Annotated in this window: 25 protein-coding genes, 1 tRNA gene and 1 pseudogene; 17 read left to right on the plus strand and 10 right to left on the minus strand. The window is 71.4% G+C overall.

Annotated features, from left to right (window positions below):
• Positions 1-263: 263 nt before the first annotated feature.
• The 3 genes and pseudogenes from ACFVYS_RS38525 to ACFVYS_RS38535 all read left to right on the plus strand — a co-directional run.
• A pseudogene (locus ACFVYS_RS38525) lies at positions 264-923 on the plus strand (PP2C family protein-serine/threonine phosphatase); the annotation flags it as partial.
• Positions 920-1,777, plus strand: a complete 858-nt coding sequence (locus ACFVYS_RS38530; protein WP_389509895.1) for a DMT family transporter — start codon at positions 920-922, stop codon at positions 1,775-1,777. The pseudogene ACFVYS_RS38525 and the gene ACFVYS_RS38530, both read left to right, overlap by 4 nt.
• Positions 1,778-1,897: 120 nt before the next feature.
• A complete protein-coding gene (locus tag ACFVYS_RS38535) occupies positions 1,898-2,371 on the plus strand; it encodes a hypothetical protein (RefSeq protein WP_389509821.1) in 474 nt (157 codons plus the stop codon).
• A gap of 39 nt (positions 2,372-2,410) precedes the next feature.
• On the opposite strand, the gene ACFVYS_RS38540 is transcribed toward ACFVYS_RS38535, so the two are convergent.
• The 3 genes from ACFVYS_RS38540 to ACFVYS_RS38550 form a co-directional block, all read right to left on the minus strand.
• The gene (locus tag ACFVYS_RS38540; RefSeq protein WP_389509823.1) at positions 2,411-3,640 is read right to left on the minus strand and encodes a PP2C family protein-serine/threonine phosphatase; all 1,230 of its coding nucleotides are present in this window, start codon (positions 3,638-3,640) and stop codon (positions 2,411-2,413) included.
• A gap of 123 nt (positions 3,641-3,763) precedes the next feature.
• Positions 3,764-3,994 (minus strand): alpha/beta hydrolase, encoded by a 231-nt coding sequence (locus ACFVYS_RS38545; RefSeq protein WP_389509825.1) that lies wholly within the window; start codon positions 3,992-3,994, stop codon positions 3,764-3,766.
• 98 nt (positions 3,995-4,092) lie between these two features.
• Complete coding sequence (locus tag ACFVYS_RS38550; protein WP_389509827.1) at positions 4,093-5,292, minus strand: PucR family transcriptional regulator; 1,200 nt, start codon at positions 5,290-5,292, stop codon at positions 4,093-4,095.
• A 150-nt stretch (positions 5,293-5,442) separates the two neighbouring features.
• Between ACFVYS_RS38550 and ACFVYS_RS38555 the strand changes: the two genes are divergently transcribed.
• The 6 genes from ACFVYS_RS38555 (at position 5,443) to ACFVYS_RS38580 (ending at position 10,346) form a co-directional block, all read left to right on the plus strand.
• Positions 5,443-6,942, plus strand: coding sequence for a long-chain fatty acid--CoA ligase (locus ACFVYS_RS38555; protein WP_389509829.1), 1,500 nt, complete (start codon positions 5,443-5,445; stop codon positions 6,940-6,942).
• A gap of 105 nt (positions 6,943-7,047) precedes the next feature.
• Positions 7,048-7,722 carry a 1,4-alpha-glucan branching protein gene (locus ACFVYS_RS38560; RefSeq protein WP_389509831.1) on the plus strand — a complete coding sequence of 225 codons (675 nt, stop codon included), beginning with the start codon at positions 7,048-7,050 and terminating at the stop codon, positions 7,720-7,722.
• 32 nt (positions 7,723-7,754) lie between these two features.
• On the plus strand, positions 7,755-8,048 hold the full coding sequence (locus ACFVYS_RS38565) for a hypothetical protein (RefSeq protein WP_389509833.1): 294 nt from the start codon (positions 7,755-7,757) through the stop codon (positions 8,046-8,048).
• A gap of 140 nt (positions 8,049-8,188) precedes the next feature.
• Positions 8,189-8,262, plus strand: a tRNA-Met gene (locus tag ACFVYS_RS38570).
• Between the two features lie 183 nt (positions 8,263-8,445).
• Positions 8,446-9,648 (plus strand): lactonase family protein, encoded by a 1,203-nt coding sequence (locus ACFVYS_RS38575; protein ID WP_389509835.1) that lies wholly within the window; start codon positions 8,446-8,448, stop codon positions 9,646-9,648.
• 239 nt (positions 9,649-9,887) lie between these two features.
• Positions 9,888-10,346: an SRPBCC family protein gene (locus tag ACFVYS_RS38580; protein WP_389509897.1), complete on the plus strand. Its 459-nt coding sequence runs from the start codon at positions 9,888-9,890 to the stop codon at positions 10,344-10,346.
• Between the two features lie 46 nt (positions 10,347-10,392).
• Here the strand turns inward: ACFVYS_RS38580 and ACFVYS_RS38585 are convergent, their stop codons facing one another.
• Both ACFVYS_RS38585 and ACFVYS_RS38590 read right to left on the minus strand, forming a co-directional pair.
• Entirely contained in the window at positions 10,393-10,566 is a 174-nt protein-coding gene (locus ACFVYS_RS38585; RefSeq protein WP_389509837.1) for a hypothetical protein, read from the minus strand.
• A 25-nt stretch (positions 10,567-10,591) separates the two neighbouring features.
• The gene (locus tag ACFVYS_RS38590) at positions 10,592-10,948 is read right to left on the minus strand and encodes a PRC-barrel domain-containing protein (RefSeq protein ID WP_389509839.1); all 357 of its coding nucleotides are present in this window, start codon (positions 10,946-10,948) and stop codon (positions 10,592-10,594) included.
• A gap of 42 nt (positions 10,949-10,990) precedes the next feature.
• Between ACFVYS_RS38590 and ACFVYS_RS38595 the strand changes: the two genes are divergently transcribed.
• The 3 genes from ACFVYS_RS38595 (at position 10,991) to ACFVYS_RS38605 (ending at position 12,672) form a co-directional block, all read left to right on the plus strand.
• The gene (locus ACFVYS_RS38595) at positions 10,991-12,124 is read left to right on the plus strand and encodes a PP2C family protein-serine/threonine phosphatase (protein WP_389509841.1); all 1,134 of its coding nucleotides are present in this window, start codon (positions 10,991-10,993) and stop codon (positions 12,122-12,124) included.
• 87 nt (positions 12,125-12,211) lie between these two features.
• The gene (locus ACFVYS_RS38600; RefSeq protein ID WP_389509843.1) at positions 12,212-12,439 is read left to right on the plus strand and encodes a DUF2945 domain-containing protein; all 228 of its coding nucleotides are present in this window, start codon (positions 12,212-12,214) and stop codon (positions 12,437-12,439) included.
• Positions 12,440-12,504: 65 nt separating this feature from the next.
• The gene (locus tag ACFVYS_RS38605; protein WP_389509845.1) at positions 12,505-12,672 is read left to right on the plus strand and encodes a DUF3140 domain-containing protein; all 168 of its coding nucleotides are present in this window, start codon (positions 12,505-12,507) and stop codon (positions 12,670-12,672) included.
• 94 nt (positions 12,673-12,766) lie between these two features.
• Here ACFVYS_RS38605 and ACFVYS_RS38610 read toward each other — a convergent pair whose 3' ends face one another.
• Complete coding sequence (locus ACFVYS_RS38610; protein ID WP_389509899.1) at positions 12,767-13,120, minus strand: GNAT family N-acetyltransferase; 354 nt, start codon at positions 13,118-13,120, stop codon at positions 12,767-12,769.
• Between the two features lie 196 nt (positions 13,121-13,316).
• The gene (locus ACFVYS_RS38615) at positions 13,317-13,547 is read right to left on the minus strand and encodes a hypothetical protein (RefSeq protein ID WP_389509847.1); all 231 of its coding nucleotides are present in this window, start codon (positions 13,545-13,547) and stop codon (positions 13,317-13,319) included.
• Positions 13,548-13,762: 215 nt separating this feature from the next.
• On the opposite strand from ACFVYS_RS38615, the gene ACFVYS_RS38620 reads away from it, so the two are divergent.
• Positions 13,763-14,434: a beta-glucanase gene (locus tag ACFVYS_RS38620; protein WP_389509849.1), complete on the plus strand. Its 672-nt coding sequence runs from the start codon at positions 13,763-13,765 to the stop codon at positions 14,432-14,434.
• Between the two features lie 129 nt (positions 14,435-14,563).
• Positions 14,564-14,992: a DUF6003 family protein gene (locus tag ACFVYS_RS38625; RefSeq protein ID WP_389509851.1), complete on the plus strand. Its 429-nt coding sequence runs from the start codon at positions 14,564-14,566 to the stop codon at positions 14,990-14,992.
• Positions 14,993-15,076: 84 nt separating this feature from the next.
• Here ACFVYS_RS38625 and ACFVYS_RS38630 read toward each other — a convergent pair whose 3' ends face one another.
• A complete protein-coding gene (locus ACFVYS_RS38630) occupies positions 15,077-16,042 on the minus strand; it encodes a YihY/virulence factor BrkB family protein (RefSeq protein WP_389509853.1) in 966 nt (321 codons plus the stop codon).
• Positions 16,043-16,226: 184 nt separating this feature from the next.
• Between ACFVYS_RS38630 and ACFVYS_RS38635 the strand changes: the two genes are divergently transcribed.
• Together ACFVYS_RS38635 and ACFVYS_RS38640 are read left to right on the plus strand one after the other, a co-directional pair.
• Positions 16,227-16,817: a TetR/AcrR family transcriptional regulator gene (locus tag ACFVYS_RS38635; protein WP_389509855.1), complete on the plus strand. Its 591-nt coding sequence runs from the start codon at positions 16,227-16,229 to the stop codon at positions 16,815-16,817.
• Positions 16,814-17,863, plus strand: a complete 1,050-nt coding sequence (locus tag ACFVYS_RS38640; RefSeq protein WP_389509857.1) for a DMT family transporter — start codon at positions 16,814-16,816, stop codon at positions 17,861-17,863. The genes ACFVYS_RS38635 and ACFVYS_RS38640 overlap by 4 nt, the downstream gene beginning before the upstream one ends.
• Positions 17,864-17,994: 131 nt before the next feature.
• Here ACFVYS_RS38640 and ACFVYS_RS38645 read toward each other — a convergent pair whose 3' ends face one another.
• Both ACFVYS_RS38645 and ACFVYS_RS38650 read right to left on the minus strand, forming a co-directional pair.
• The gene (locus tag ACFVYS_RS38645) at positions 17,995-18,753 is read right to left on the minus strand and encodes an SDR family NAD(P)-dependent oxidoreductase (protein ID WP_389509859.1); all 759 of its coding nucleotides are present in this window, start codon (positions 18,751-18,753) and stop codon (positions 17,995-17,997) included.
• Positions 18,750-20,087, minus strand: a complete 1,338-nt coding sequence (locus tag ACFVYS_RS38650) for an L-fuconate dehydratase (RefSeq protein ID WP_389509861.1) — start codon at positions 20,085-20,087, stop codon at positions 18,750-18,752. The genes ACFVYS_RS38645 and ACFVYS_RS38650 overlap by 4 nt, the downstream gene beginning before the upstream one ends.
• Positions 20,088-20,847: 760 nt before the next feature.
• On the opposite strand from ACFVYS_RS38650, the gene ACFVYS_RS38655 reads away from it, so the two are divergent.
• Positions 20,848-21,900 (plus strand): sugar ABC transporter substrate-binding protein, encoded by a 1,053-nt coding sequence (locus tag ACFVYS_RS38655; RefSeq protein ID WP_389509863.1) that lies wholly within the window; start codon positions 20,848-20,850, stop codon positions 21,898-21,900.
• Positions 21,901-21,957: the final 57 nt, after the last annotated feature.

Genomic DNA, 21,957 nt, shown 5'->3' on the forward strand with positions numbered 1-21,957 from the left:
GGCGCCCTGCGCCGAACTGCGGACCACGCCCCCGGATGTGAGACTGCGGCCAGAGCGACCGGTCCATTCCGGTCCGGTCGGCGCATCCGGCGCATCCGGTGCATCCGGTCCGTCCGGTGGATCCGGCAGCGAGCAGCCCGCCAGGTGGTGACGACGTGACGGCCGAGGTCAACGACGAGCAGCTCATGGGCTTCCTCGCCGATTCCGCCAACCGCACGCTGGAGCTGTCCACGGCGGTGGCCCGCTGCACCGAGGCACCCGGCCTCCAGCACGCCGTGGAACTGGGCGGCGACGCCTTCGACCACTGCCTCACCGACACCACCCTGCACGCCACGTTCCTCGACGCCATGGGGCACAACCTGGCGTCCGGACCGACCAGCGCGGTCTCGCCGGCCGCGTGCCGCAACGCCCGCCGCACCGGCGAGGACCTCCCCGAACTGGTCGACAGCGTGGACCAGGCCCTCGCCGAGTGGCTCCCGGACCAGTTCCGCACGGCCGTACTGACCCAACTGGACCTCACCACCGGCGTGCTGCGCTGGAGCAACTGCGGTCACCCCGCCCCCCTGCTCATCCGCGACCAGCAGCTGGTCGCCGACGCGCTGGAAGGCGAGCCGGACCCGCCGATGGGGCTGCCGTTCCTGTTGGCCGGGCGACCGCGCCAGATCCACGAGTACGCCCTGCAGCCGGGCGACCGGGTCCTGCTGTACACCGACGGCGTCACCGAGGCCCGGACCCGGGACGGCAACCTGTTCGGCCTCGAACGCTTCGCCGACCACGTCATCCGCGCGACCGCCGCGGGAGAACTCGCGCCCGAGAGCCTCCGGCTTCTCATCCACGCCATCCTGGACACCAAGACCAACCGCCTCCAGGACGATGCGACGATCCTGCTGCTCGAGTGGAATCCGTCCGCACCGGGGTCATGATGGTGTTCGCCGTCGTCTTCGCCGTCCTCGGCGCCGTCAGCAACGCCGTGGGCACGGCGTTCCAGCGCAAGGCCGCCGCCACGGTGGACCGGGGCGGCGGAGTACGGCTGCTGCTCGCCCTCGCGCGGCGGCCCGCCTGGTCGATCGGCATCGCGGGCGTGGTGGGCGCCGCCGTGTTCCAGGCCCTGGCCCTCATCAACGGGCCCATGGCGCTGGTCCAGCCCCTGTTCATCCTCGAACTCCCCTTCGCGCTGCTGTTGGCGGTGCCGCTCATGCACCGACGGCTGTCGGCCGAGGGCTGGTGGGCGGTCGGGGCAGTGGTGGCCGGACTCGCCGTGCTCCTGGCGTCGGCAGCCCCCTCCGGCAGCCAGGAGCAGGCCTCCATGGCGCGCTGGATCCCGGTCCTGGCGCTCACTATGGGCGCGATGGCCGCCGCGGTCCTCCTCGCGCGCTCCGCCTCCTCGCCGTTGCTGCGCGCCGCGGCGCTGGCCTCGGCCGCGGCGGTCGGCAACGCCCTGACCGCCGCCCTGCTGAAGTCGGCCACGGGACGCCTCGCCGACGCGGGCCTGCCGGCCTTCCTCACCGCCTGGCAGACCTACGGATTCGCGCTCACCGGGGTCCTGGCCCTCCTGCTGCTGGAGAACGCCCTGCAAGCCGGCCCGCTGGTCGCTTCACAGCCCGCGCTGACCATCGGCGACGCGGCGGTGAGCCTCCTGCTGGGCGTGGCGCTGTTCGACGAGAGCATCCGTACGGGCTGGTGGCTGCTGCCCGAGGCGATCGGCGCGCTCCTCATCCTCTGGGCCGTGGTCCGGCTCACCCGGGTGGTGCCCCACCTCGTCGACGTCGTGCGCTGAGACCGGCTCGATCGGGTCAGTCGACGGCGCATCCGGACGGCACGGACGGTGCCGTCGCCCGTGCCGTGCTGTGCTGGTAGGGACAGGTCGGGAGTCCCTGGCGCGAAGGAAGTGGCGAAGATGGGTGACCTCCACGGTCCGGACCCTGAGCACCGGCGTCCCCCGGGCGTCGGCGACGTGACGGTGGAAGCGCTCGGCTCACTGTCCAAGGCGCTGGAGACGGTCGAACGGGCCCGTGGGCACCTCTACTCGTTCCACCAGCTCACCGGCACCGCGGACCTGGAGCTGGACCGCACGGTCGAACTGCTGCGCAGGGCGGGCCACGAGACCTGGGCCGAACGCGTCGAGACGGAGATCCTGGGGCGCAACGTCATCCCGGGACACTGGACGTTCCAGATCGTCGAGGCCTACGACGGGACGTACTACCGAGTGTTCGCCGACCTGGAGCGGGAGGCGGTGCACCAGCTCGCCGCAGGACGCGACCACCTCTACGAGGCGGAGCTGAAGGAAGCCCGCCGCACCGGCGACCACCCCGATCACACGGCCCGACCCGACACCCCCGGCACCCCCGACCCTGCGGGTCCCTCCGACTGACGGCGGGGAACAAGGCCTTGGGCGTCCCCAGTGTCCGGGTCACAGACGCAGGACGATCAGGGCCGTGTCGTCGGTGGTGCCGGTGGTGGGGAGAAGGTCGGCGAGGAGGGCGTCGGCCAGGGCTTCGGGGGCCGAGTGTCTGTGGTGGGTGAGGGAGGCGGCGAGCCGGGCCAGGCCCGTGTAGATGTCCTCGTCGCGGCGCTCGATCAGGCCGTCGGTGTACAGGACGAGCGTGGCGCCCTCGGTGAAGCCGGTGTGGGCCTGGGGGCGGGGGAGGTGTTCCGGGCGGGCGGCGAGCGGGGGATCGGTGGCCTGGTCGAGGAAGGTGATGGTTCCGTCCTCGTGCACGAGGACGGGCGGCGGGTGGCCGGCACAGCTGTAGGTGATGGTGTGGCTGTCCCAGTCGATGAAGGTGGTCACGACGCTGGTCGCCTCGGCTCCCTCGACGAAGCGGGCGTACAGCCCGAGGGCCTCCAGGGCCTGGGCGGGCCCGTCGGCCACCCGGCAGGCGGCGCTCAGGGCGCTGCGCAGCTGCCCCATGGTGCAGGCCGCCGCGAGACCGTGCCCGACGACATCGCCGACGGCGACCGCCAGATTGTCGCCGGGCAGGTCGACCAGGTCGTACCAGTCGCCGCACACGTTCAGTGCGTCGACCGCGGGCCGGTAGCGCACGGCGGCGGCGTGCGGCCCGGTCGGGCCGGGCGCGGGCAGCATGGCCGCCTGGAGCGCCAGAGCGACCTCCCGCTCATGGGCGTGCGCCTGGCGGAGCCGTTCGTTGACCTCCTGCAGCTCGCGGGCCCGGGTGTACAGCTCGGCCTCCAGCACACGGGCCCGGGCCCCGCCGTTCGGGCCGCCGCGCGCGTGGATGAGCTCGGTGACCTCCTCCACCCGGTGCACGACGAGCGCCACCTGCCCGTCGGGGCCGTGGACGGGCGCGTTCACCGGGCTCCAGTAGTGCTCGCGCCACACACCGGACCGATGGGGGTCCTCGATGTCGTAGCGCAGCAGTGCCATCGTGTCGCGCTCGCCGGTGGCGACCACTCGCAGCATCGACTCCCGGGTCTCCCGCATGCCGGCTGCCGCCGGGTCGTTCGGGTTCTCCGGGAAGACGTCGAAGATGTAGCGGCCCAGCAGCTGCTCGCGGGTGCGTCCGGCGAGCCGCAGGAAGTCGTCGTTGGCGTCGGCGTAGATCAGGTCGGGGGTGAGGAGGGCCACCATGCCGGGCAGGGCGCGGAAGACCGCCACATAGTCGATCAGTGGTTTCCGCATGTCCTGCCGCCTGTCTCGGTGCCGAACGTCACTGTGCCGTTCCACGATAGAAGGGAGATCGCGACGGGGCCTGGAAACCGCGTCTCCCGAGCCCGACGCGTTCCCCGATCGTGGAGGGCACAATCAGTCGTGGCCGCGGGCCGAGAGCGTGGTGGGAGCGGCGCTCTCACCACCCTCCGCCGGGCTCACCGCCGTGCCGGTGCGCCCGGCGGCCGCGCAGGTGACGTCCGCGCCGGGCAGCTTCCCGGTGCGCAGGTAGGCGTCGACCGTCCCGTCGACGCACGCGTCGCCGTACGCCCCGTGGACACCGTGCCGGTCCGAGCCGGTGACGGTGACCGCACGGGAACCGGCCACGCGCGGTGCACGGTCGTGGCACCGGCATCGGTCGTACCCGGGCTGCCGACCGTGCCTGTGACGGCCGTACGCACCACGCTCGTCCGTGAGCAGCCGGGTCAGTCCGGTGCGGGCGACGGCTGTTCGCCCGCACCGACGCCGGCGTTGCGGACGGCCAGGAGTGCCGCGCCGATGTCGGCCACCGCGCGCGGATCGGAAAGGGAACGGCCGGTCAACTCCTCGATACGGCGCAGCCGGTAACGGACGGTGTTGGGGTGGACGAACAGGCCCCGGGCCGCGTCGGTGGCCGATCCTGCGGCGGCGAACCAGTGCTCCAGGGTCTCCAACAGGCGGGCACGTTCCGCGACCGGCAGGTCGACCAGGGGCTGGAGGACCACTCCCACGAGATGCGCCGACTCCGCCGGAGCGGCGGCCACCACCATGGCGAGCGGGTTGTCGTCGAACCGCGCGACGCCGGGACCGGTGCCCCGCAGCCCGGCCAGCGCCAGGCGAGCGAAGCGCAGCGCCTGCGGAGTGTCCCGCAGGGAGGGGAAGCACGGGCTGACGCCCACGCGGGCCTGGGCACGACGCAGGGCGCGCAGACAGGCGCTCTCCGCCGCCGGTGTGGGCAGGGCGATCACCCCGATCTGATGGTCGGGCAACAGCCGCCAGGCCGAGGCGAGTCGGGCCTGACGCAGCACGGCTTCGATGCCGGCCAGCGGCTCCTGGCCGGGAGCGCCGGCCGCCGCCGCGACCACCGCGTAGGGGCCGTGCTCGGGCAGGCCCAGCTCGCGGGCGGCCTCCCACAGCGTGGTCCGGTCGGCGATGACGCCGGTGAACAGCGCCTCCACCAGTGCGGAGCGCCGGGCGTGCCGCTGCGAGGTCAACTCGGCGGAGGTCTCCCGGTAGGCCGCCGCCACCGCCTCCGCGTACAGGCCGAACAACGCCCAGATCTCCGCGGACTGGGACACCAACTGATCGTCGGAGACCTCGGGATGTGTCCGTGACTCCAGGAGGATCTCCGTCCACAGCAGTTCGAAGCCGACCCGGTACGCGTGCAGGGTGTCCGCCAGCGGCACGCCCTGTTCGGCGCGCACCCGGCCGGTCTGGCGGGCCGGGCTGGGGTCCGGGGCATCCGCGTGACCGAGGTGGCTCAGGACCAGGTCCGCGTTGGCGGTGCACGAGCGGCGCAGCGAGTCGAAGGGGATCAGCGACTCCTCGTCGTAGGCGTCGACGTCCGAGCGGATACGCTGCGCGATCCGCTCACCCAGCTCCGGAAGTCTGGAATGAAGCGCCGCCGCCACGCCAGAGATATCCATTACCGCAGCTTAACGCCATCATTTTGTTCCCCGAACCAATCCGGGAGGGGTCGCGCTGTCCTGCCGCCCATAGTCCGCCGCCGTGCGTGGCAGCACGATGTCGCGCAGGTGAACAGCGGATTTCGACGGTGACGTTCGTGGAGGCGGGTCATGGCCAATCTGGCGCAGTTCCTGGTGGATACGGCACAGCGGCAGCCGGGACGCCCCGCGCTGCGCCTGGGCGAGCAGGTCACCAGCTACGCGGAGCTGGACGAGCGCAGCGCCCGCGCCGCCGCGCTGCTCCGGGCCGAGGGCGTGCGGCCGGGGGACCGGGTCGCCCTGATGCTGCCCAACGTTCCCGAGTTCGTCGTCCTGTACTACGGGGTGCTCCGCGCCGGGGGGATCGTCGTACCGATGAACCCGCTGCTGAAGACGCGGGAGACCGAGTACCACCTCGACGACTCCGGGGCGGTGCTGCTGTTCGAATGGCACCAGGCCCCGGGGGAGGGCGCGCAGGGCGCGGCCGCCGCCGGTGTGCGGCACCTGGCCGTCGAACCCGCCGCCTTCGGCGCGCTGCTGGCCGGGCACGAGCCGCTGTCCGAGGTGGCCGGGACCGGCGTCGACGACGTGGCCGTGCTCCTGTACACCTCCGGCACCACCGGCCGCCCCAAGGGCGCCACGCTCACGCATGGCGGGCTGCGGCACAACACCGAGGTCAACACGGTCCACGTCCAGCGCATGACACCTCAGGACGTGGTGGTGGGCTGTCTGCCGTTGTTCCACATCTTCGGCCAGATCTGCACGATGAGCGTGGCCGTCCGCGCGGGCGCCTCGCTGACGCTGATCCCCCGCTTCGAACCGCAGACCGTGCTGGACGCCATCGCCCGCGACCGGGCCACGGTCTTCGAGGGCGTCCCCACGATGTACGCGGCGCTGCTCCAGCACCCGTCCGAGGCGGACGTGTCGACGCTGCGGATGTGCATCTCCGGCGGAGCCTCGCTGCCGGTGGAGGTTCTGCACGGCTTCGAGCGGCGCTTCGGCTGTGCGGTGCTGGAGGGCTTCGGCATGTCCGAGACCAGCCCGGTGGTCACCTTCAATCACCCCGACCGGCCGCGCAAGGCCGGCTCTATCGGCACGCCGATCCGTGACGTGCAGGTGCGGCTGCTCGACGACAAGGGCCAGGACGTCACCCCGGGCGAGGTGGGCGAACTGGCCGTGCGGGGCCCGAACGTGATGAAGGGTTACTGGAACCGCCCCGAGGAGACCGCGACCGCCATGCCGGACGGCTGGCTGCGCTCCGGCGACCTCGCGCGGCAGGACGAGGACGGCTACCTGTACATCGTGGACCGCAAGAAGGACATGATCATCCGTGGTGGCTACAACGTCTATCCGCGGGAGATGGAGGAGGTGCTGCACGAGCACCCGGCCGTCGCCCTGGCCGCCGTGGTGGGCGTGCCGCACACCCACCTGGGCGAGGAGATCGCGGCCGCGGTCGTCCTGCGCCCGGGCGCCCATGCCACCCCCGACGAGCTGAGGGAGTTCGTCAAGAGCCGGGTCGCCGCGTACAAGTACCCGCGTGAGGTGTGGCTCGTGGACACCCTGCCGACCGGCCCCAGCGGCAAGATCCTCAAGCGCGAGATCACCGCGCCGGTCGGACCGGGCCGAGGCTGAGCCTGAGACCGGAGCGCGACCGAGACCAGGTCCGGGTCCGGGGCCGGGTCCGGGGTCGGGGTCGGGTCCGGACCCGGGACCGGGACCGAGGTTCGGAAACTCGGCATGGCCGTCATCCACCGCACCGTCCTCGAACCGACCAAGCTGGAACTGCTCACCTCCTGGCTGCCCACCCGGCCGTGGTACGCGAGAGGCACGGGCGCACCGGAACTGCCCAAGGCCGGGGGCTTCCGGCTGGACGACCCCGAGAGCGAGGTCGGGATCGAGTTCCTGGTGGTCACCGACACCTCCGCCGGCCGTCCGGCCACCTATCTGGTGCCGTTGACCTGTCGCGGGGCCCCGCTCGACGGGGCGGAGCACGCCCTCGTCGGCATCATGGAGCACGGGGTGCTGGGGCGGCGCTGGGCCTACGACGGCTGCCACGACCCGGTGCTGATCGCCCAGTTGGCGGCCCTGATCGAGGGCCGGGTCCCGGCTCAGGACCAGAACACCAGCGATGTCCCCGACCGGGAGGTCACCCGCTCCTGCACCGGTGGCGGTGCCACCTCCACGGGCTCCGTGGCAGGCGCCACGGACGACCCACAGGGCACTGAGCTGCCCGCACCGCAGGGCACGACACTCCGCCTGCACCGGGTGCCGCGTCCCGTCCCGGACAACGAGCCCTTGCCGCCCTCGCGGGCGGTCGGCCATGTCGCCGGGTCCTGGGCACTGCCGGACGGCTCTCGCGCGCGGGAACTCTTCGTCGTCCTGCACCACGGTGCGTCGTCGGCCGAGGACTGATGAAGAGCGCGGATCGGGGTACCTGGGCCCACATGGCACAGAAAACTGATCACGTCGAATCCGTGCGTGCCGTCCGGCAGCTGCGGCGCATCCGCCCTGTCTACGCGGGCGGTGCGGCCTTGTGGGCCGCGTCGGCCGCCTGGACGGGATGGGACGATCCCGGGAGTCGGCAGATGTGGGTGTCGGTGCTCTTCCTGGTGGTCTTCACCGGTCTCCTGTCCGTGACTTCGCTGTGGCTGTGGCGTCAGCAGACGGCCGGCGAGGGCAGGTCCGTGCACCACGCCGCCCCACGAAGGACGGCCACGCGTCGCCACGCCAACGCCTGAGGGCTGAAAGGGCTGGGGGCGCAGGGCTGGGCGGAGAGCCGATGTCTCGGCCCTCGGCCCTCCGCTTGTCCCGGCGTCCGCCGTGGCGGGGCCCGGTAATTGCCCGGCCCGGCACGGCACCGGCGTCCTACAGTGAAGGTCGCCGGGTGGAGCAGGTAGGCAGCTCGCTGGGCTCATAACCCGGAGGTCGCGGGTTCACATCCCGCCTCGGCCACGAAGACCGGGCCCGCCGCACACGCGGCGGGCCCGGTCCTGTGCCGTGGCGTGACGCCGTCGGCGGCCCGAACCGTCCGGGCGCAGTTCTTACGGGACTCTGACGTGAGCCTCGGACACCTTCAACCCTGCTGTCACTTCGGCAACTCTGGTCACGCAAGCCCCCGGACCCGAGGAGCCGCACGTGAGCAGGCACAACAAACGCAGGTCGAAGCTGCAGAAGAGGATGACCGTTTTCGGCGGTGGCACGGTGGCGGTCGCCGCCGTGGTCGCGACGGTCAATGTCGCCTCCGCAGGCCAGGTTTCACCGGCCGTCACCGCGCCGAAGGCCGACCACGCCGTCTTCGTCCAGGGCAACGAGCTCGCGGGCAACACCATCCATGTCTTCCGCCGGGGCGACGACGGCAAGCTGACCGCCGCGGGGGAGTACGCGACCGGGGGCATCGGCGGGGACCAGGTCGACGCACCCACCGACTCCCTTGCCTCGCAGGGGAGTCTCGTCTACGACCCGCGTTCCGGCCGACTGCTGGCAGTCAACGCGGGCAGCGGCACGCTGACCTCCTTCGCGGTGCACGGCCAGAAGCTGACGGACCGACAGACCGTGTCCTCGCGAGGCCGGTTTCCCGCCGGTATCGCGGTCTCGGGCGACCTGGCGTACGTGCTGAACGCGGGTGGCGCCGGAAGCGTCCAGGGATACAGGATCACCTCGAAGGGGCTGAAGCCACTGCGCGGATCCCACCGCGGCCTGGGGCTCAAGAACGGCAACGTGCCCTTGTTCAGCAGCTCGCCGGGCCAGGTCGCGTTCACGCCGGACGGCCGGAACCTGGTGGTCACGACCAAGTCGGCGAACACCATAGAGGTCTTCCCGGTGGGCCGTGACGGCCGCCCGGCGGCGAAACCCGTGGTGACCGGGTCCGCGGGCATGGTGCCGTTCGCCGTCACCTTCGACAAGGCCGGCCGCATGCTGGTCGCCGAGGCCGCCGAGTCGACCGTTACCACCTACCGCGTGCGGCGCGACGGTGCGTTGGACATCGTGCAGAAGTCCCTGCCCAACGGGCAGGACACGTTGTGCTGGCTGGAGCGGGCCGGCGACTTCTTCTACGGCGGCAACACCGGCAATTCGACGGTCACCGGCTACCGGACGGGCCCGCACGGCCGGCTCGCCCTGACCAACGTGGCCGGAATCGCCGCCGCTCCGTCGGGGAAGTCCCAGGGTGTCATCGACATCGCCGTGGCCGAGGACAAGTTCGTCTACGTCCAGAACGCCACCTCGGGCACCGTGGACGGCTTCAGGGTCGGCCGCGACGGCGCCCTCACCAAGGTCACGACGGTCACAGGTCTGCCCGCCTTCGCCGAATCCGGCATGGAGGGCATCGCCGCGGTGTAACGAAGCTGCCTCCGCGGCAGAACGCCCCGGGCCCGCTCACCGCGTGCTCGGGGCGTTTCTCCGGGCGTCCGCCCGGCTCGCACGGGTGTCTGTGTTCCCCGCGGCGCCCGCCTCGTGGAGGATTGCCGATTGCCGCGTGGGGTGTTCGATGGTCCCATGAGGTCGCGGTGCCACCGCGAAGTGACGTGCGGTGCGGCGTGGACTTCGCGCGCGTGCGACTCGACCGATGGGGAGTGCTCATGTCAGGACAGTTCGAAGCGACGGTGGAGGTCGATCGGGCTGTCGAGGAGGTGTTCGCCTACCTCGCCGACGGGCGCAACGATCCGCAGTTCAGCCCCCGTGTGCTCAAGATCGAGCGGATTCCCGATGCCCCGACCACGGTGGGCACCGTCTTTCGGAGCACGGTCAAGGACGCCGGGATGAAGACCGCCAGAGAGTTCCGCATCATGGCGCTCGAAGCCCCCGTGAAGATCCGGTGGACCGAGGCCTCGAAGAACACCGTGACGGTGCGTGAAGGCGGGTATGACCTGGAGCCGCTGCCCGGCGGCGGAACCCGGGTCCGTATCTTCAACGTTCTCGAAGGCCACGGGCTGGGCAAGCTCCTCGTCGGCCTGGCGCTCGCCGCCGCCCGCAAGGACGCCCCCGGTTTCGGTTCCCGGATCAGGACGGCGGCCGAGGCGGCGATCGTGCCGCGCTGATGGACCGGACGCGTCGTCGGCGTCTCCGCGGCCGGGGAGACGCCGGTCAACGGGCAATACGGTGTTTCCTTCCGCCACGGCGGAACCGCACCGCGGCGTAGAAGAGATCGGCGAGAAGGACCAGGGCGCCGATGATCAGCAGGTAGAACAGCCCGTGGACCGCGAATCCGATGATGCCCAGGACGAGGGCCACGAGGATCAGAAACAGAAACAGGCTCATTGGCTCTCCCGGCGGCCTCGACGTGTCAGCGGCGGGCGAGGCGACGCTCGCCGCCGACGCCCGGCGCGTAGTCCAGTTCGTAGTGCGCGAAGATCTTCGGTTCCTCCGGGGCAGGGAGTTCGCCGTCGAGGTCGATCGACGGGGCCTTCCTCACCGCGCCCTTGTCGTGGGCGACCTTCAGGTAGCCCGGACCGACCGTCGCGCCGAGGAGCGGCACGAACACCAGACGGCGACGGGTGGGAAGCCCGACCGTCACCGTGGCGAAGCTGGGCAGGTCGGTACCGGTGTCCACGTAGACCGACTCCAGGATGCCGATCTTGTGCCCCTGCGGGTCCACCACGTCGTGACCGCGCCACTCACGGATATCGCTTGGCTCGAACATCAGCTACCTCCGCAGGTGCGGGTACCCGCGTTCGCGCCTCCGATGTCATGCGCGGGAGAGGCCGACTGGTGGGTGCCGTTGGTGGACGGCACCGAGCGGTTGGGACTGCTGCGGGTGCGGTCCGTCGTCGACGACGCCCGCGCCCGTGAGGACGCGGACCGGCTCGCCGCGCTCGTGGCGCTCCTGATCACCGCCAAACGGGCCTCCAGCGACACGCTGGCCCGCCTGGTGCGGACCGAGCCGCTGAACATCGCGGCGGAGATGGCGTGGAACCTGATGCCGCCCAGCACGTACGCCGACGGGCGCGTCGTGATCTCCGCGGCGATGGAACCCGCCCACCGGATCAGCGGCGACGTGTACGAGTACGCCCTCGACGGGCCCCTCGTCCATCTGACCCTCCTCGACGCGATGGGGCATGACACCGCCGCCGGCCTGTGCGGTGCTCTGGCGCTGGGAGCCTGCCGCAACTCCCGCCGACAGGGCGCCGGCCTCGTCGCCAAGGGGGAGGCCGTGGAAGCCGCCCTGATCGACCAGTACGACCTGCGCCGCTATGTCACCGGCATCCTCGCCACTCTCGACACCCGCACGGGGGTGCTGAGCTGGGTCAACCGCGGCCACCAGCCGCCGATCATCATCCGCGGCAACCGCTGGAGCAGCCACCTGCTCTGTCCTCCCGCCCACCCCATGGGCACCGGCCTGGGGCTGGTCAGTACGGTCTGCCGCGAACAGCTACAGCCGGGTGACCGCGTCGTGCTCTGCACCGACGGCATCACCGAGGCCCGCCGCCCCGGCGCCGGTGAGTTCGGCCTCGAACGCTTCACCGACTTCCTCATCCGCCGTCACGCCGACGGCCTGCCCGTCCCCGAGACCCTGCGCCGTCTCATCCAGGCCGTCCTCGACTATCACGACGGCGACCTCCAGGACGACGCCACCGTCCTGATGTGCGAATGGCTCGGCCCCGCCGTGGACGACACCGCGTCGGCGGCGGCCCTGACGGGGCTGTCGGCCGCCGGCGACCCGCCCGCCGCACCCGGCACCCGGCACGGGAGCAGCAGACCACGGCGACCCTGGAGGCGGACGGCGAGGGCAAGGTGGTGCGGCGTACCCCGGCACACTGACCCGGCACCCGGCCGGAACCCGGGTGATCGGGGCCGCCCGCCGCGAGCGGATGCGTGAACGAGCCGGTGGCGCGAGTCTGGGAGTGATGACCGACCACTCGTGTCGGCCGTGCCCAGGCGCGGCATTCGGTCCGAGGAGAACGTCATGCCGAAGAAGGACGAACCGGGCAAGGGCGACAAGGTCTCGTGGAAGAGCCACGGCCAGAACGTGACCGGGAAGGTGAAGCGGAAGATCACCGACCGTACGGAAGCGGCCGGCCGCACGGTCGACGCCGCGCGTGAGGAGCCGCAGTACGAGGTGGAGAGCGACAAGACCGGACGCTCCGCCGTGCACAAGCCCGGCGCCCTGCGCAAGAAGGGCGGCCGGTCCTGACGGCGGGAAAGCAACAGGCCGCCGACCGTGACGAGATCCTCGACGCGTTCCACGAGGTGGTAAACATGACCGCCGGCCGGCTGGAGAAGTGGCTGGCCACCGAGGAGTCGAAGAGTGTCGGCCAGAGCGACGGCGGCGAGAGCGTCGGCACGCCTCGGGGCGGCGCATCATCAAGCTTCAGCACACGAACAAGACGGACCTCACCGCCACTCCGTGGCGCTACTCCCTCATGAACTGGGGCCACGATCCCAAGACATGACCCACGACGGCACGAAGGTGAGCAGCAGGGGTCCGCGCCCAGCGACCACCACGCCACGGTACGGCCGCCTACAACGCGGCCTCCAAGGTCACCGACCTGGCAGCGAAGCCGTTGCGCTCATAGAAGCGCAGGGCCTCGGAGTTGCTCGCATACGCCGTCACCTCCACGAACCTCGCTTCCTTCTGCTTCGCCCAGGCCGTGAACTCGCGTACCAGGCGCGCGCCGATCTGTTCCCGACGGTGCGCGGGCCGGACGTACATGCTCACCAGCGTCGCGATTCTGACCGGTCTCATCGCAGAGGCTTCAGCCGGCGCGCCCGTGAGATGGCCGACGACCTCGCCGTCTCGATCGGCGACGAGCAGCAGCCGGTCGGGGTCGTCGATGCCGGTGACGAATCGCCGCGGTCCGTGCCACGCGGCCAGTCGATGTCGATGGTGGGATCACGGTTTCCCGCGTCCTCGGCGAAAAGGGCACGACTGCACGCCACAAGAGCCTCCACATCCGCGTGCTCCGCCGTGCGGACAACCACCTCATGCAGTTGATCACTCATGGGGCGCGAGACTGTCCGCTACCACTGACACCGCCGCCCGGCGGCCGAACCCGTTCCCGGCGACCCGCTCACCGGCGGTCCGGGCCGTGCTCCCAGGTTTTCGGGCCGCCGCCTCGCCACTCGATGAGTGGGGACGACTCGACGTAGGCCTCGTCGGCCTCGTCCAACCCGGTCTCCCGGAGGAAGTCGGCGACGTCCAGCAGGCCGTACGCCATGCCCAGGAAGTGGTCACCGGCGCGTACCCGTCGCCCGCCGTCCGCGGCGGGCGGGTAGATCACGACGGGGTGCGCAAGGCCCATGGCAACAGCGTGCGCCCCTCGTCGAACAAGCGCATGCGGGCCGACGGTGGAGTGGGCGCGCTCGACGTGGATGCCGCCCGGTGCGTGCCTCGCGTGCGCGCTACGCCGAACGGGTGAATCGCGGGTCGGGCGAATTCGGGCGTCGCATGGCCGAGGCCGTGCTGGGGAGAAATCCGGCATGTGATGCCGTATCCGGCGACAGAGGGAGCCCTCGGGTGAGCACAGTCGTCTTCACCGCCGATTTCTCCTCCGACCGTCAGTGGGTGGCGGGCCGCTCCTGGGCCTATCCCGACGGCGGCCCCACCAACCCCGGCGACAACAAACTGGACCACCTCACGGCCGACCCCTCGTACTCCCGCACCGGTACGTTCCGCGCCACGCGCAGAGCCGACGGACTGTGGGACGCGGGCCTGTTGACCACTGAGGAGAGTGCCGAGGGCTTCATGGTCCGCACCGGAGACCGCCTCGACACCAGGGTGCGCCTGCCCACCGGCTCGGGTTCCTGGCCGGCGATCTGGACCTGGCGGGACGGGGGCAACGAGGTGGACGTGTTCGAGTACCACCCGGACAACCCCGACCTCCTGGAGCTGAGCAACCACGTACGCGAGGCGCACAGTTACGTGCGCGACGAAGCCGTCAGCCCCGGTGGCGTCATCGATCTGAGCGTGACCTTCGGCAGGCGCAGCGTCGTCTGGTCGCTGAACGGGGAGCGGATCTTCGCCGACGGACGGGGTGTCGGGTCCTCCTGGCACGCCTATCTGATCGTCAACCTCTCGGTGTGCGCGGGTCGTTACCACCCGCCTCCGGACGACGCCGCCACCGAGCTGTCGTACGGGGTGGAGAGCCTGGTGGTGCGCCGTGCCGTGGACCGGGGATCCGGCCCCTGACGGGTGGCAGCGACGGGCCGGTGACGCTGCCGAGAGAGCCGACGGTAATCCGGGTGCGGCGGGGTAGAGGGACGTCGATCGGCCCCACACCGTGGTGGCCGGATGTCTCCCGTCGAGAAGGAGCCGAGCATGACCGACGAGGCCTACCTGTTTCTGCTGGACGACGCCGACGTGGCGCTCGGGGTGGCTCCGGCCGCTGTCGGTGACCTCGCCTGTATGGACACCACGGCGGTACGCGCGTGGCTGAACGCGCAGGGAAGCACGGCGACGTCCCCCGGTCTGCGAATCGTGCCGCCGGAGGAGAGGACGGCCGTTCCCGAGGGAGCGGAACGGCTGCCGGTCCCGCTGAGCGAGGAGGAACTGAGCCGTGTGCGGCATCGGATGGCGCCGGCTGCGCCCGCCCCGGTCGAGGAGGAGCTGCTCGCCTATCGCGACTGTGCCGACGGCAGGGACGAGCTGATCGGACGGGCTCTGGCCGCCGGTGTCCCGCCGCACCGCATCGTGGAACTGACCGGTGTGGATCCCGCTACGGTGACCGCGGCGGCCGGCGGTCGGTGACACGTCGGCCGTATCCGTGGTGGCCGGGGGCGACGGCGGTCGGCGACGGGCGGCCGACCCGGGCGGAGGGTGTGAAGCGGCGCGTCACGCCCCCGGGCCGGGATCCGGCCGCACGGCCGATTCGACGCCGGCCCGGGCCGCTTCGAGCTGCGCGGCGAACGCGATGCCGAGGAAGAGCGCGACGGCCGTGAGGTTGGCCCAGAGCAGCAGGGCGATGAACGCGGTGAGCGGCCCGTACAGGGCGCCGAAGGCACCGCTCTTCTCGACGTACAGGGCGAGCAGTAACGTGGCCGCGATCCACAGCAGCAGATGGACGGCCGACCCGAAGGCCAGCCAGGTGTAGCCCGGCTGCATACGACGGGGCGACCACCGGAAGATCACGGCGGAGGCCACCCAGGCCAGCGCGAGTCCCACGGGGATGTCGAGCACGCCCCACCAGTGCGGCCCACCGCCTTCCCACCCCGCGGTGTCCGCGACCGCGTCGCCGACGGCCTCGCCGGCCACGAGTACGACGAACCCCAGCCCCAGGGGCAGACCGGCCGACAGCGCCAGGACCATCGCCCGGCCGTACTTGCGCGGGAAGGAGCGGTCGCGCTCGATGCCGTAGATACGGTTGGCGCCCCGCTCGATCTGTCCCATCGCGGAGGCGAGGTTGAGCAGTGCGAAGGCCAGCCCGAGCCAGAGGGCGAGCGTGCTCCACACGTCGCCGTGGGCGCTGCGCCGCGTCCCGTCGAAGGCGTCCTCGACGATGCCGGCGCTGGCGCCCGGCACGATCCGGCCGAGGGTCAGCTCGATGATCCGGCCCACGCCCTCCGTGTGCACCGAGGTGGCCAGCCCGACGAGCGCCACGGTGCACGGCACCAGCCCCAGCACCACCTGGAAGGCGAGCGCCCGCGCGTTGGTGAAGCCGTCCGCGTAACGGAACCGGGCGAAGGAGTCGGTCAGCAGCCGCAGCCCCCCGTAGTGGCGCAGCGCGGTGAACGCTTCGTCTCCGGAGAGTTCCTCCCCGATCATGTCCCGGGTCTGGGGGACGTGGACGGTGGTTCCCATGACGTTGAGGCTCCCTTGCCGTGCGATTGCTTCTCGTGCGCTTGCACTGCGTTCGCTCCCTGTCTGTCCGGTTGCCCCGTGAACCGCGATCACGCACCGCCGCCGGGACCGGTTCGCCGGCGCGTGCGGTGCGGCGATTCCTTTACTAGGTAGACTGACCTACCTAGTGCCTGGAGGGGGCCGCATGAGTGACACGCCCGGAAAACGTCCCGGCAAGGCGCGCGCACGGCTGCTCGCCGCCGCCGCGCGCCGCTTCTACGCGGACGGCGTGTCGGCGACGGGAATCGACACGATCACCGCCGAGGCGGGCGTGGCGAAGATGAGTCTCTACAACAACTTCTCCTCGAAGGCCGACCTGGTGATGGCCTACCTCGACGCGCGGCACGAGGAGTGGCTGGGCCTGTACCGGCGGCGGCTCGAAGAGGTCCGGGACCCTCGTGGCGGCGTACTGGCCGTCTTCGACGCGTACGCCGATCACGCCGCCTTCGCCTACGAGCACGGCTTTCGGGGGTGCGGGCTGCTGAACGCGGCTGCCGAACTGCCCGCCGGACACGAGGGGCGGGACGTGGTGCGTCGGCACAAGGAGGAGGTCGAGTCCCTGCTCCGCGGGCATCTCGGGGCACTCCTGTCCGACCGGCCCGAGGAGGCCGAGGCGTGGGCGGAGCACTTGTCGTTCCTGCTGGAGGGCGCGACGGCACGGGCCGGCCTGGAGGGCGCGGGCACGCGGCTGGAGCATGCGCGGACCATGGCGGCGAACCTGCTGGACCGGCTGTGACGCGGTCCGCCGGACCCGCGGTCGGCTCGGTGGGCGCGGGCTCGCTGTGCGTGCTCGTGGCGTCGGTGCTGTGGGGCACCACGGGTACCGCCGCGACCTTCGCACCCGCCGTGGGCCCCCTCGCGATCGGGGCCGCCGCCATGGGCCTGGGCGGACTTCTCCAGGCCCTCGTCGCCGCCCCTCGTATCGCACGGGAGAGGTCCGCGCTGCGCGCGCGGCGCGGGGTGGTCGTGCTCGGCGCGCTGGCGGTGGTGGCCTATCCGCTCGCGTTCTACACCTCCATGCACCTGGCCGGGGTCGCCGCCGGCACCGTGGTGTCGATCGGCTCGGCCCCTCTCGCGTCGGCACTGATCGAACGCGTGGTGGACGGACGCCGTCTGACGCGCCGTTGGATGGCCGGCGCCGCTCTGGGCCTGTCGGGAACCGTTCTGCTGTGCATGGCCGAAGCGGCCCAGGCGCACTCCGGATCCGGCGCCCACTCGGTGCGGACGACCGTGCTCGGCGTGGCGCTGGGCCTGGTGGCGGGCTTCACCTATGCCCTGTACTCCTGGGCGGCCCATCGCCTGATCAGCCGTGGGATCACCTCCGGCGCGGCCATGGGTGCCGTCTTCGGGCTGGGTGGCCTGCTGCTTCTGCCCGTGCTGCTGGCCACCGGCGCCCCGCTGCTCGGCTCCTGGTCCAGCGCGGCCGTCGGCACCTATATGGCCCTGGTCCCCATGTTCGCCGGCTACGTCCTGTTCGGCTGGGGCCTGGCACACGTCCCGGCGAGCACCGCGACCACGCTCTCGCTGCTGGAACCCGCCGTCGCGGCCGTGCTCGCCGTACTGGTCGTCGGTGAACGCCTGCCCCTGCTCGGCTGGACCGGCATCGCCCTGGTCGTCGGCTGCCTCGCCGTACTCACCGCGCCTACCGGTACGGCTCTACCGGCTGGTACAGCTCGGCCGACCGATACAGCTCCGACGGCCGGTGCCGCTCCACTAGCCCGGGTGCCCGCGGCCGAGCCGGGGGAGAGGGCGAGGGCCGACGCCGACGCGTCAGGAGGCTGAGCGATGGGGGCAGGGGTGTCCGGGGCGGGCAGCCCCTCTCCGCGACGGCGGCTTCCTCACTCATCGGACGGTAGAGGTCGCCGATGCCGATGCCGGTGCTGGCGGCGCCGGTGTCGGCGCCGAACGACCTCTCATGATCCGGCGGCCGGTCGGAGCCGGAGTCCCTGCATACCGCCGTCGACGGCCAGGGCGGTGCCGGTCACGCTGGCGGCGGCCGGGCTCGCGAGGTAGACGATCGCGGCGGCGACCTCGTCCGCGGTGACCAGCCGGCCCATCGGCTGCCTGGCGTGCAGCGCCGCGCGTTCGGCCTCGGGATCGTCGGCGGCGTCCAGCAGCCGGGCCACCCAGGGGGTGTCGGCGGTGCCGGGGTTGACGCAGTTGACGCGGATGCCCTCGCGGAGGTGGTCGGCGGCCATCGCCAGGGTCAGCGACAGCACGGCGCCCTTGCCGGCGGAGTACAGGGCGCGTTGCGGCAGGCCCGCCGTGGCGGCGATGGAGCAGGTGTTGACCACGGCGGCCTGGGACGAGCGCCGCAGATACGGCAGGGCCGCCCGGGTCGTGCGCACCATGCCGATCACATTGACGTCCAGGACGTGGTGCCACTGCTCGTCGGGGTTGTCCTCGACGGTTCCGGCGGCACCGATCCCCGCGTTGTTGACGAGGATGTCCAGGCCGCCGAACCGCCCGGCCGCTTCTTCGACCGCGGCCCGTACCGAGGCGTCGTCCGTGACGTCGGCCTTGAGCGCGAGCAACGGCTGTGGCACCCCGGCGGGTTCCCGGTCGAGTACGGCGACCCGGGCACCCTGCTCGGCCAGCAGCCCTGCCGTGGCCAGTCCGATGCCGGACGCGCCGCCGGTCACGAGAGCCCTGAGACCCGAGAGGCCGGTCATGAGGCCGCGTCCCCTGCGGCGAGGTCGGCGGCCCAGAAGGTGCCGTCGGGGTAGCGGTACTCGGCGAGGGACCCGGGGTGCATCGCGGCGGAGAAGCCGGGGGACAGCGGCGCGGTGTAGTGGCCGTCGCGGATCACCACCGGTGTGACGAAGTGTTCGTGGAGGTGGTCGACGTACTCGATGACCCGATTCTCGGTGGTGCCGGACAGGGTCAGGTAGTCGAACATCGACAGGTGCTGCACCAGCTCGCACAGGCCCACACCGCCGGCGTGCGGGCACACCGGCACCCCGAACTTCGCGGCCAGCAGCAGGATCGCCAGGTTCTCGTTGACGCCGCCGACGCGAGCGGCGTCGAGCTGCAGGACGTCGAGGGCGCCGGCCTGGAGCAGTTGCTTGAAGACGATGCGGTTCTGGACGTGCTCACCGGTGGCGACCTTCACGGGCGCGACGCCCACACGGACCGCGGCGTGGCCGAGGATGTCGTCCGGGCTGGTGGGCTCCTCGATCCAGTACGGGTCGAACTCCCCGAGGGCCCGGACCCAGTCGATCCCCTCGCCGACGTTCCAGCGCTGGTTGGCGTCGATGGCGATACGGATGCCGTCACCGACGGCGGCGCGGGCGGTGCGCAGCCGCCGGATGTCGTCCGCCAGGTCGGCGCCGACCTTGAGCTTGATCTGGGTGAAGCCGTCGGCGACCGCCTCCTTGGCGAGTCGGGTGAGCTTCTCGTCGGAGTAGCCGAGCCAGCCCGGCGAGGTGGTGTACCCGGGGTAGCCGCGCTCCAGCAGGGCCGCCTCGCGCTCGGCGAGCCCGGCACGTCCGTCCCGCAGCAGGGTCAGGGCGTCCTTGGGGGTGAGGGCGTCGGCGATGTAGCGGAAGTCGACCTGGGAGACCAGCCATTCGGGGTCGGCGTGGGCGAGCAGACGCCACAGCGGCTGCCCGGCTCGCTTGGCGGTGAGATCCCACGCCGCATTCACCACCGCTCCGATCGCCATATGCATGACGCCCTTCTCGGGGCCGAGCCAACGCAGCTGGCTGTCGCCGATCAGATCGCGGTTGAGCGATCCCGGATCGGCGCACAGCTCTTCGACGGAACGGCCCAGGAGGTGAGGGCGCAGGGCGCCGATCGCCGCGACCTGGACGTCGTTGCCGCGCCCGATCGTGAACGTGAAGCCGTGCCCTTCCAGCCCGTCGCCGGCGTCGGTGCGCAGCACCACATAGGCGGCGGAGTAGTCGGGGTCCGGATTCATCGCGTCGGAGCCGTCCAGTTCCCGCGAGGTGGGGAAGCGGATGTCGTGCGTGTCGACCGAGATGATCCGGGCGGGAGTTGCAGACAAGGGGGTGCCTTTCACGGACTCGACCAGCATTCATCGGAGGAATGACGACTCCGTGACTGTAAAGGCTGACTGACGTCTGGGCAATGCAGTCCTCGGATGTATCCGGCGTGGCACGGCTGTTCGCGTCGAAGCGCACACGGACTTGTCCGCATTCGCCGGGGAAGCCCCACGAGCCCGGCGTGGCCCATCGGACGAATTTCCGCCGAGCGCGTCGCGCGACGGATCGGCGGCCTCTTGTGCGCGGTGGTGACGGGCACCCCGCCGCCGAGGCGCTCCATGCGCCTCTCGCGGTGGCGCCGGCTGCCCCAGGCCCACCCGGCATCGTTTCCGAGAGCGGGACCAGGCCGAATCGGGAACTCCGGAACCAGTCGCATGCCGAGCGGACGGCGGAGGACAAGCCCAGCTCAGACCCGATCGCACGGATGCGATCAAGGTTGCCGGTCGGACTGGCGGCCGTATGGGGGGGCGCCGCCGTGGAAATCGTTGGGGGACGGACCCTTGTCAACGTCGGCAACGCCGTCGTAACGTCCACGTCGTCCCGGATACATCGGAGGAATCAGCTTCGGTGGCTCTCTCGGCTGTTCAGTACCGCTTTCTCGGCCCTCCTCTTCACCCTCATCCCATCCCCGCCGGCACGGTCCGCGCATGCCTTCGGCAGCGGCCACCTTCCAGGTTCGAGTTCCCGTCCCGCCCCCGGGGCGCGGACGCCTCTGCCGCCGCCGCGCACCGCCCTGCCCTGGCTAAGGAGAAACACACGGCCATGAAGCTCGCTCGCACCCGTTCCGCCGCCGCAGCCGCCGGCACCGTCCTCGTGGCGCTCGCCCTCGTCACCGCATGCAACCGCGAGAGCACCAGCTCGGGTGCCGCGGGCGGCGCGGACAAGCCCGCCGTCGGCATCGACCTGCCGCGCTCCGACTCGGACTTCTGGAACTCCTACGCCGACTACGTGAAGAAGGACGTCAAGGCCGACGGCGTCAACGCGCTGCCGCTGAGCAACTCGCAGAACGACGTCACCAAGCTGGTCGCCAACGTGCAGGTGTTCCAGAACACGGGCGCCAAGGCGATCGTCATGGCCCCCCAGGACACCGGTGCCATCGCCTCCACGCTCGACACGCTCGCCTCGAAGAAGATCCCCGTGGTCAGTGTCGACACCCGCCCCGACAAGGGTGACGTCTACATGGTCGTACGCGCCGACAACAAGGCGTACGGCACCAAGGCCTGTGAGTTCCTCGGCAAGCAGCTCGGCGGCACGGGCAAGGTCGCCGAACTCCAGGGCGCCCTCGACTCCATCAACGGGCGCGACCGCTCCGAGGCCTTCGCCGCCTGCATGAAGACCAAGTTCCCGAAGATCAAGGTGTTCGAGCTGCCCACCGACTGGAAGGGCGACGTGGCCTCGGCCAAGCTCCAGAGCCTGCTCGCCCAGCACCCCGACCTGAACGGCGTCTACATGCAGGCAGGCGGTGTGTTCCTGCAGCCGACCCTGGCCCTGCTGGAGCAGAAGGGCCTGCTCAAGCCGGCCGGCCAGAAGGGGCACATCTCGATCATCTCCAACGACGGCATCCCGCAGGAGTTCGACGCGATCCGCAAGGGCCAGATCGACGCGACCGTCTCCCAGCCCGCCGACCTCTACGCCAAGTACGCGCTGTACTACGCCCAGGCGGCGGCCGACGGCAAGACCTTCAAGGCGGGGAAGACCGACCACGACTCCACGATCATCGAGATCCCGAACGGCCTCGAGGACCAGCTGCCCGCCCCGCTGGTGACCAAGGACAACGTCGAGGACAAGACGCTGTGGGGCAACAACGTCGGCTAGCCACCGGTCCCGACGGCAGGCACGCGGAGGGGCCGGCGCATCCCGTCCCTCCGCCCC

This window comes from Streptomyces sp. NPDC058295 (genome assembly GCF_042880655.1).
Lineage (GTDB): Bacteria > Actinomycetota > Actinomycetes > Streptomycetales > Streptomycetaceae > Streptomyces > Streptomyces coriariae.

What these genes read in the sequence shown, in the direction of transcription:
- ACFVYS_RS38530 (WP_389509895.1), top strand. Translation starts at nt 920, where the DNA reads ATGATGGTGTTCGCCGTCGTCTTCGCCGTCCTCGGCGCCGTCAGCAAC.
- ACFVYS_RS38535 (WP_389509821.1), top strand. Translation starts at nt 1,898, where the DNA reads ATGGGTGACCTCCACGGTCCGGACCCTGAGCACCGGCGTCCCCCGGGC.
- ACFVYS_RS38540 (WP_389509823.1), bottom strand. Translation starts at nt 3,640, where the DNA reads ATGCGGAAACCACTGATCGACTATGTGGCGGTCTTCCGCGCCCTGCCC.
- ACFVYS_RS38550 (WP_389509827.1), bottom strand. Translation starts at nt 5,292, where the DNA reads ATGGATATCTCTGGCGTGGCGGCGGCGCTTCATTCCAGACTTCCGGAG.
- ACFVYS_RS38555 (WP_389509829.1), top strand. Translation starts at nt 5,443, where the DNA reads ATGGCCAATCTGGCGCAGTTCCTGGTGGATACGGCACAGCGGCAGCCG.
- ACFVYS_RS38560 (WP_389509831.1), top strand. Translation starts at nt 7,048, where the DNA reads ATGGCCGTCATCCACCGCACCGTCCTCGAACCGACCAAGCTGGAACTG.
- ACFVYS_RS38565 (WP_389509833.1), top strand. Translation starts at nt 7,755, where the DNA reads ATGGCACAGAAAACTGATCACGTCGAATCCGTGCGTGCCGTCCGGCAG.
- ACFVYS_RS38580 (WP_389509897.1), top strand. Translation starts at nt 9,888, where the DNA reads ATGTCAGGACAGTTCGAAGCGACGGTGGAGGTCGATCGGGCTGTCGAG.
- ACFVYS_RS38585 (WP_389509837.1), bottom strand. Translation starts at nt 10,566, where the DNA reads ATGAGCCTGTTTCTGTTTCTGATCCTCGTGGCCCTCGTCCTGGGCATC.
- ACFVYS_RS38590 (WP_389509839.1), bottom strand. Translation starts at nt 10,948, where the DNA reads ATGTTCGAGCCAAGCGATATCCGTGAGTGGCGCGGTCACGACGTGGTG.
- ACFVYS_RS38595 (WP_389509841.1), top strand. Translation starts at nt 10,991, where the DNA reads ATGTCATGCGCGGGAGAGGCCGACTGGTGGGTGCCGTTGGTGGACGGC.
- ACFVYS_RS38600 (WP_389509843.1), top strand. Translation starts at nt 12,212, where the DNA reads ATGCCGAAGAAGGACGAACCGGGCAAGGGCGACAAGGTCTCGTGGAAG.
- ACFVYS_RS38605 (WP_389509845.1), top strand. Translation starts at nt 12,505, where the DNA reads ATGACCGCCGGCCGGCTGGAGAAGTGGCTGGCCACCGAGGAGTCGAAG.
- ACFVYS_RS38615 (WP_389509847.1), bottom strand. Translation starts at nt 13,547, where the DNA reads ATGGGCCTTGCGCACCCCGTCGTGATCTACCCGCCCGCCGCGGACGGC.
- ACFVYS_RS38625 (WP_389509851.1), top strand. Translation starts at nt 14,564, where the DNA reads ATGACCGACGAGGCCTACCTGTTTCTGCTGGACGACGCCGACGTGGCG.
- ACFVYS_RS38630 (WP_389509853.1), bottom strand. Translation starts at nt 16,042, where the DNA reads ATGGGAACCACCGTCCACGTCCCCCAGACCCGGGACATGATCGGGGAG.
- ACFVYS_RS38635 (WP_389509855.1), top strand. Translation starts at nt 16,227, where the DNA reads ATGAGTGACACGCCCGGAAAACGTCCCGGCAAGGCGCGCGCACGGCTG.
- ACFVYS_RS38645 (WP_389509859.1), bottom strand. Translation starts at nt 18,753, where the DNA reads ATGACCGGCCTCTCGGGTCTCAGGGCTCTCGTGACCGGCGGCGCGTCC.
- ACFVYS_RS38655 (WP_389509863.1), top strand. Translation starts at nt 20,848, where the DNA reads ATGAAGCTCGCTCGCACCCGTTCCGCCGCCGCAGCCGCCGGCACCGTC.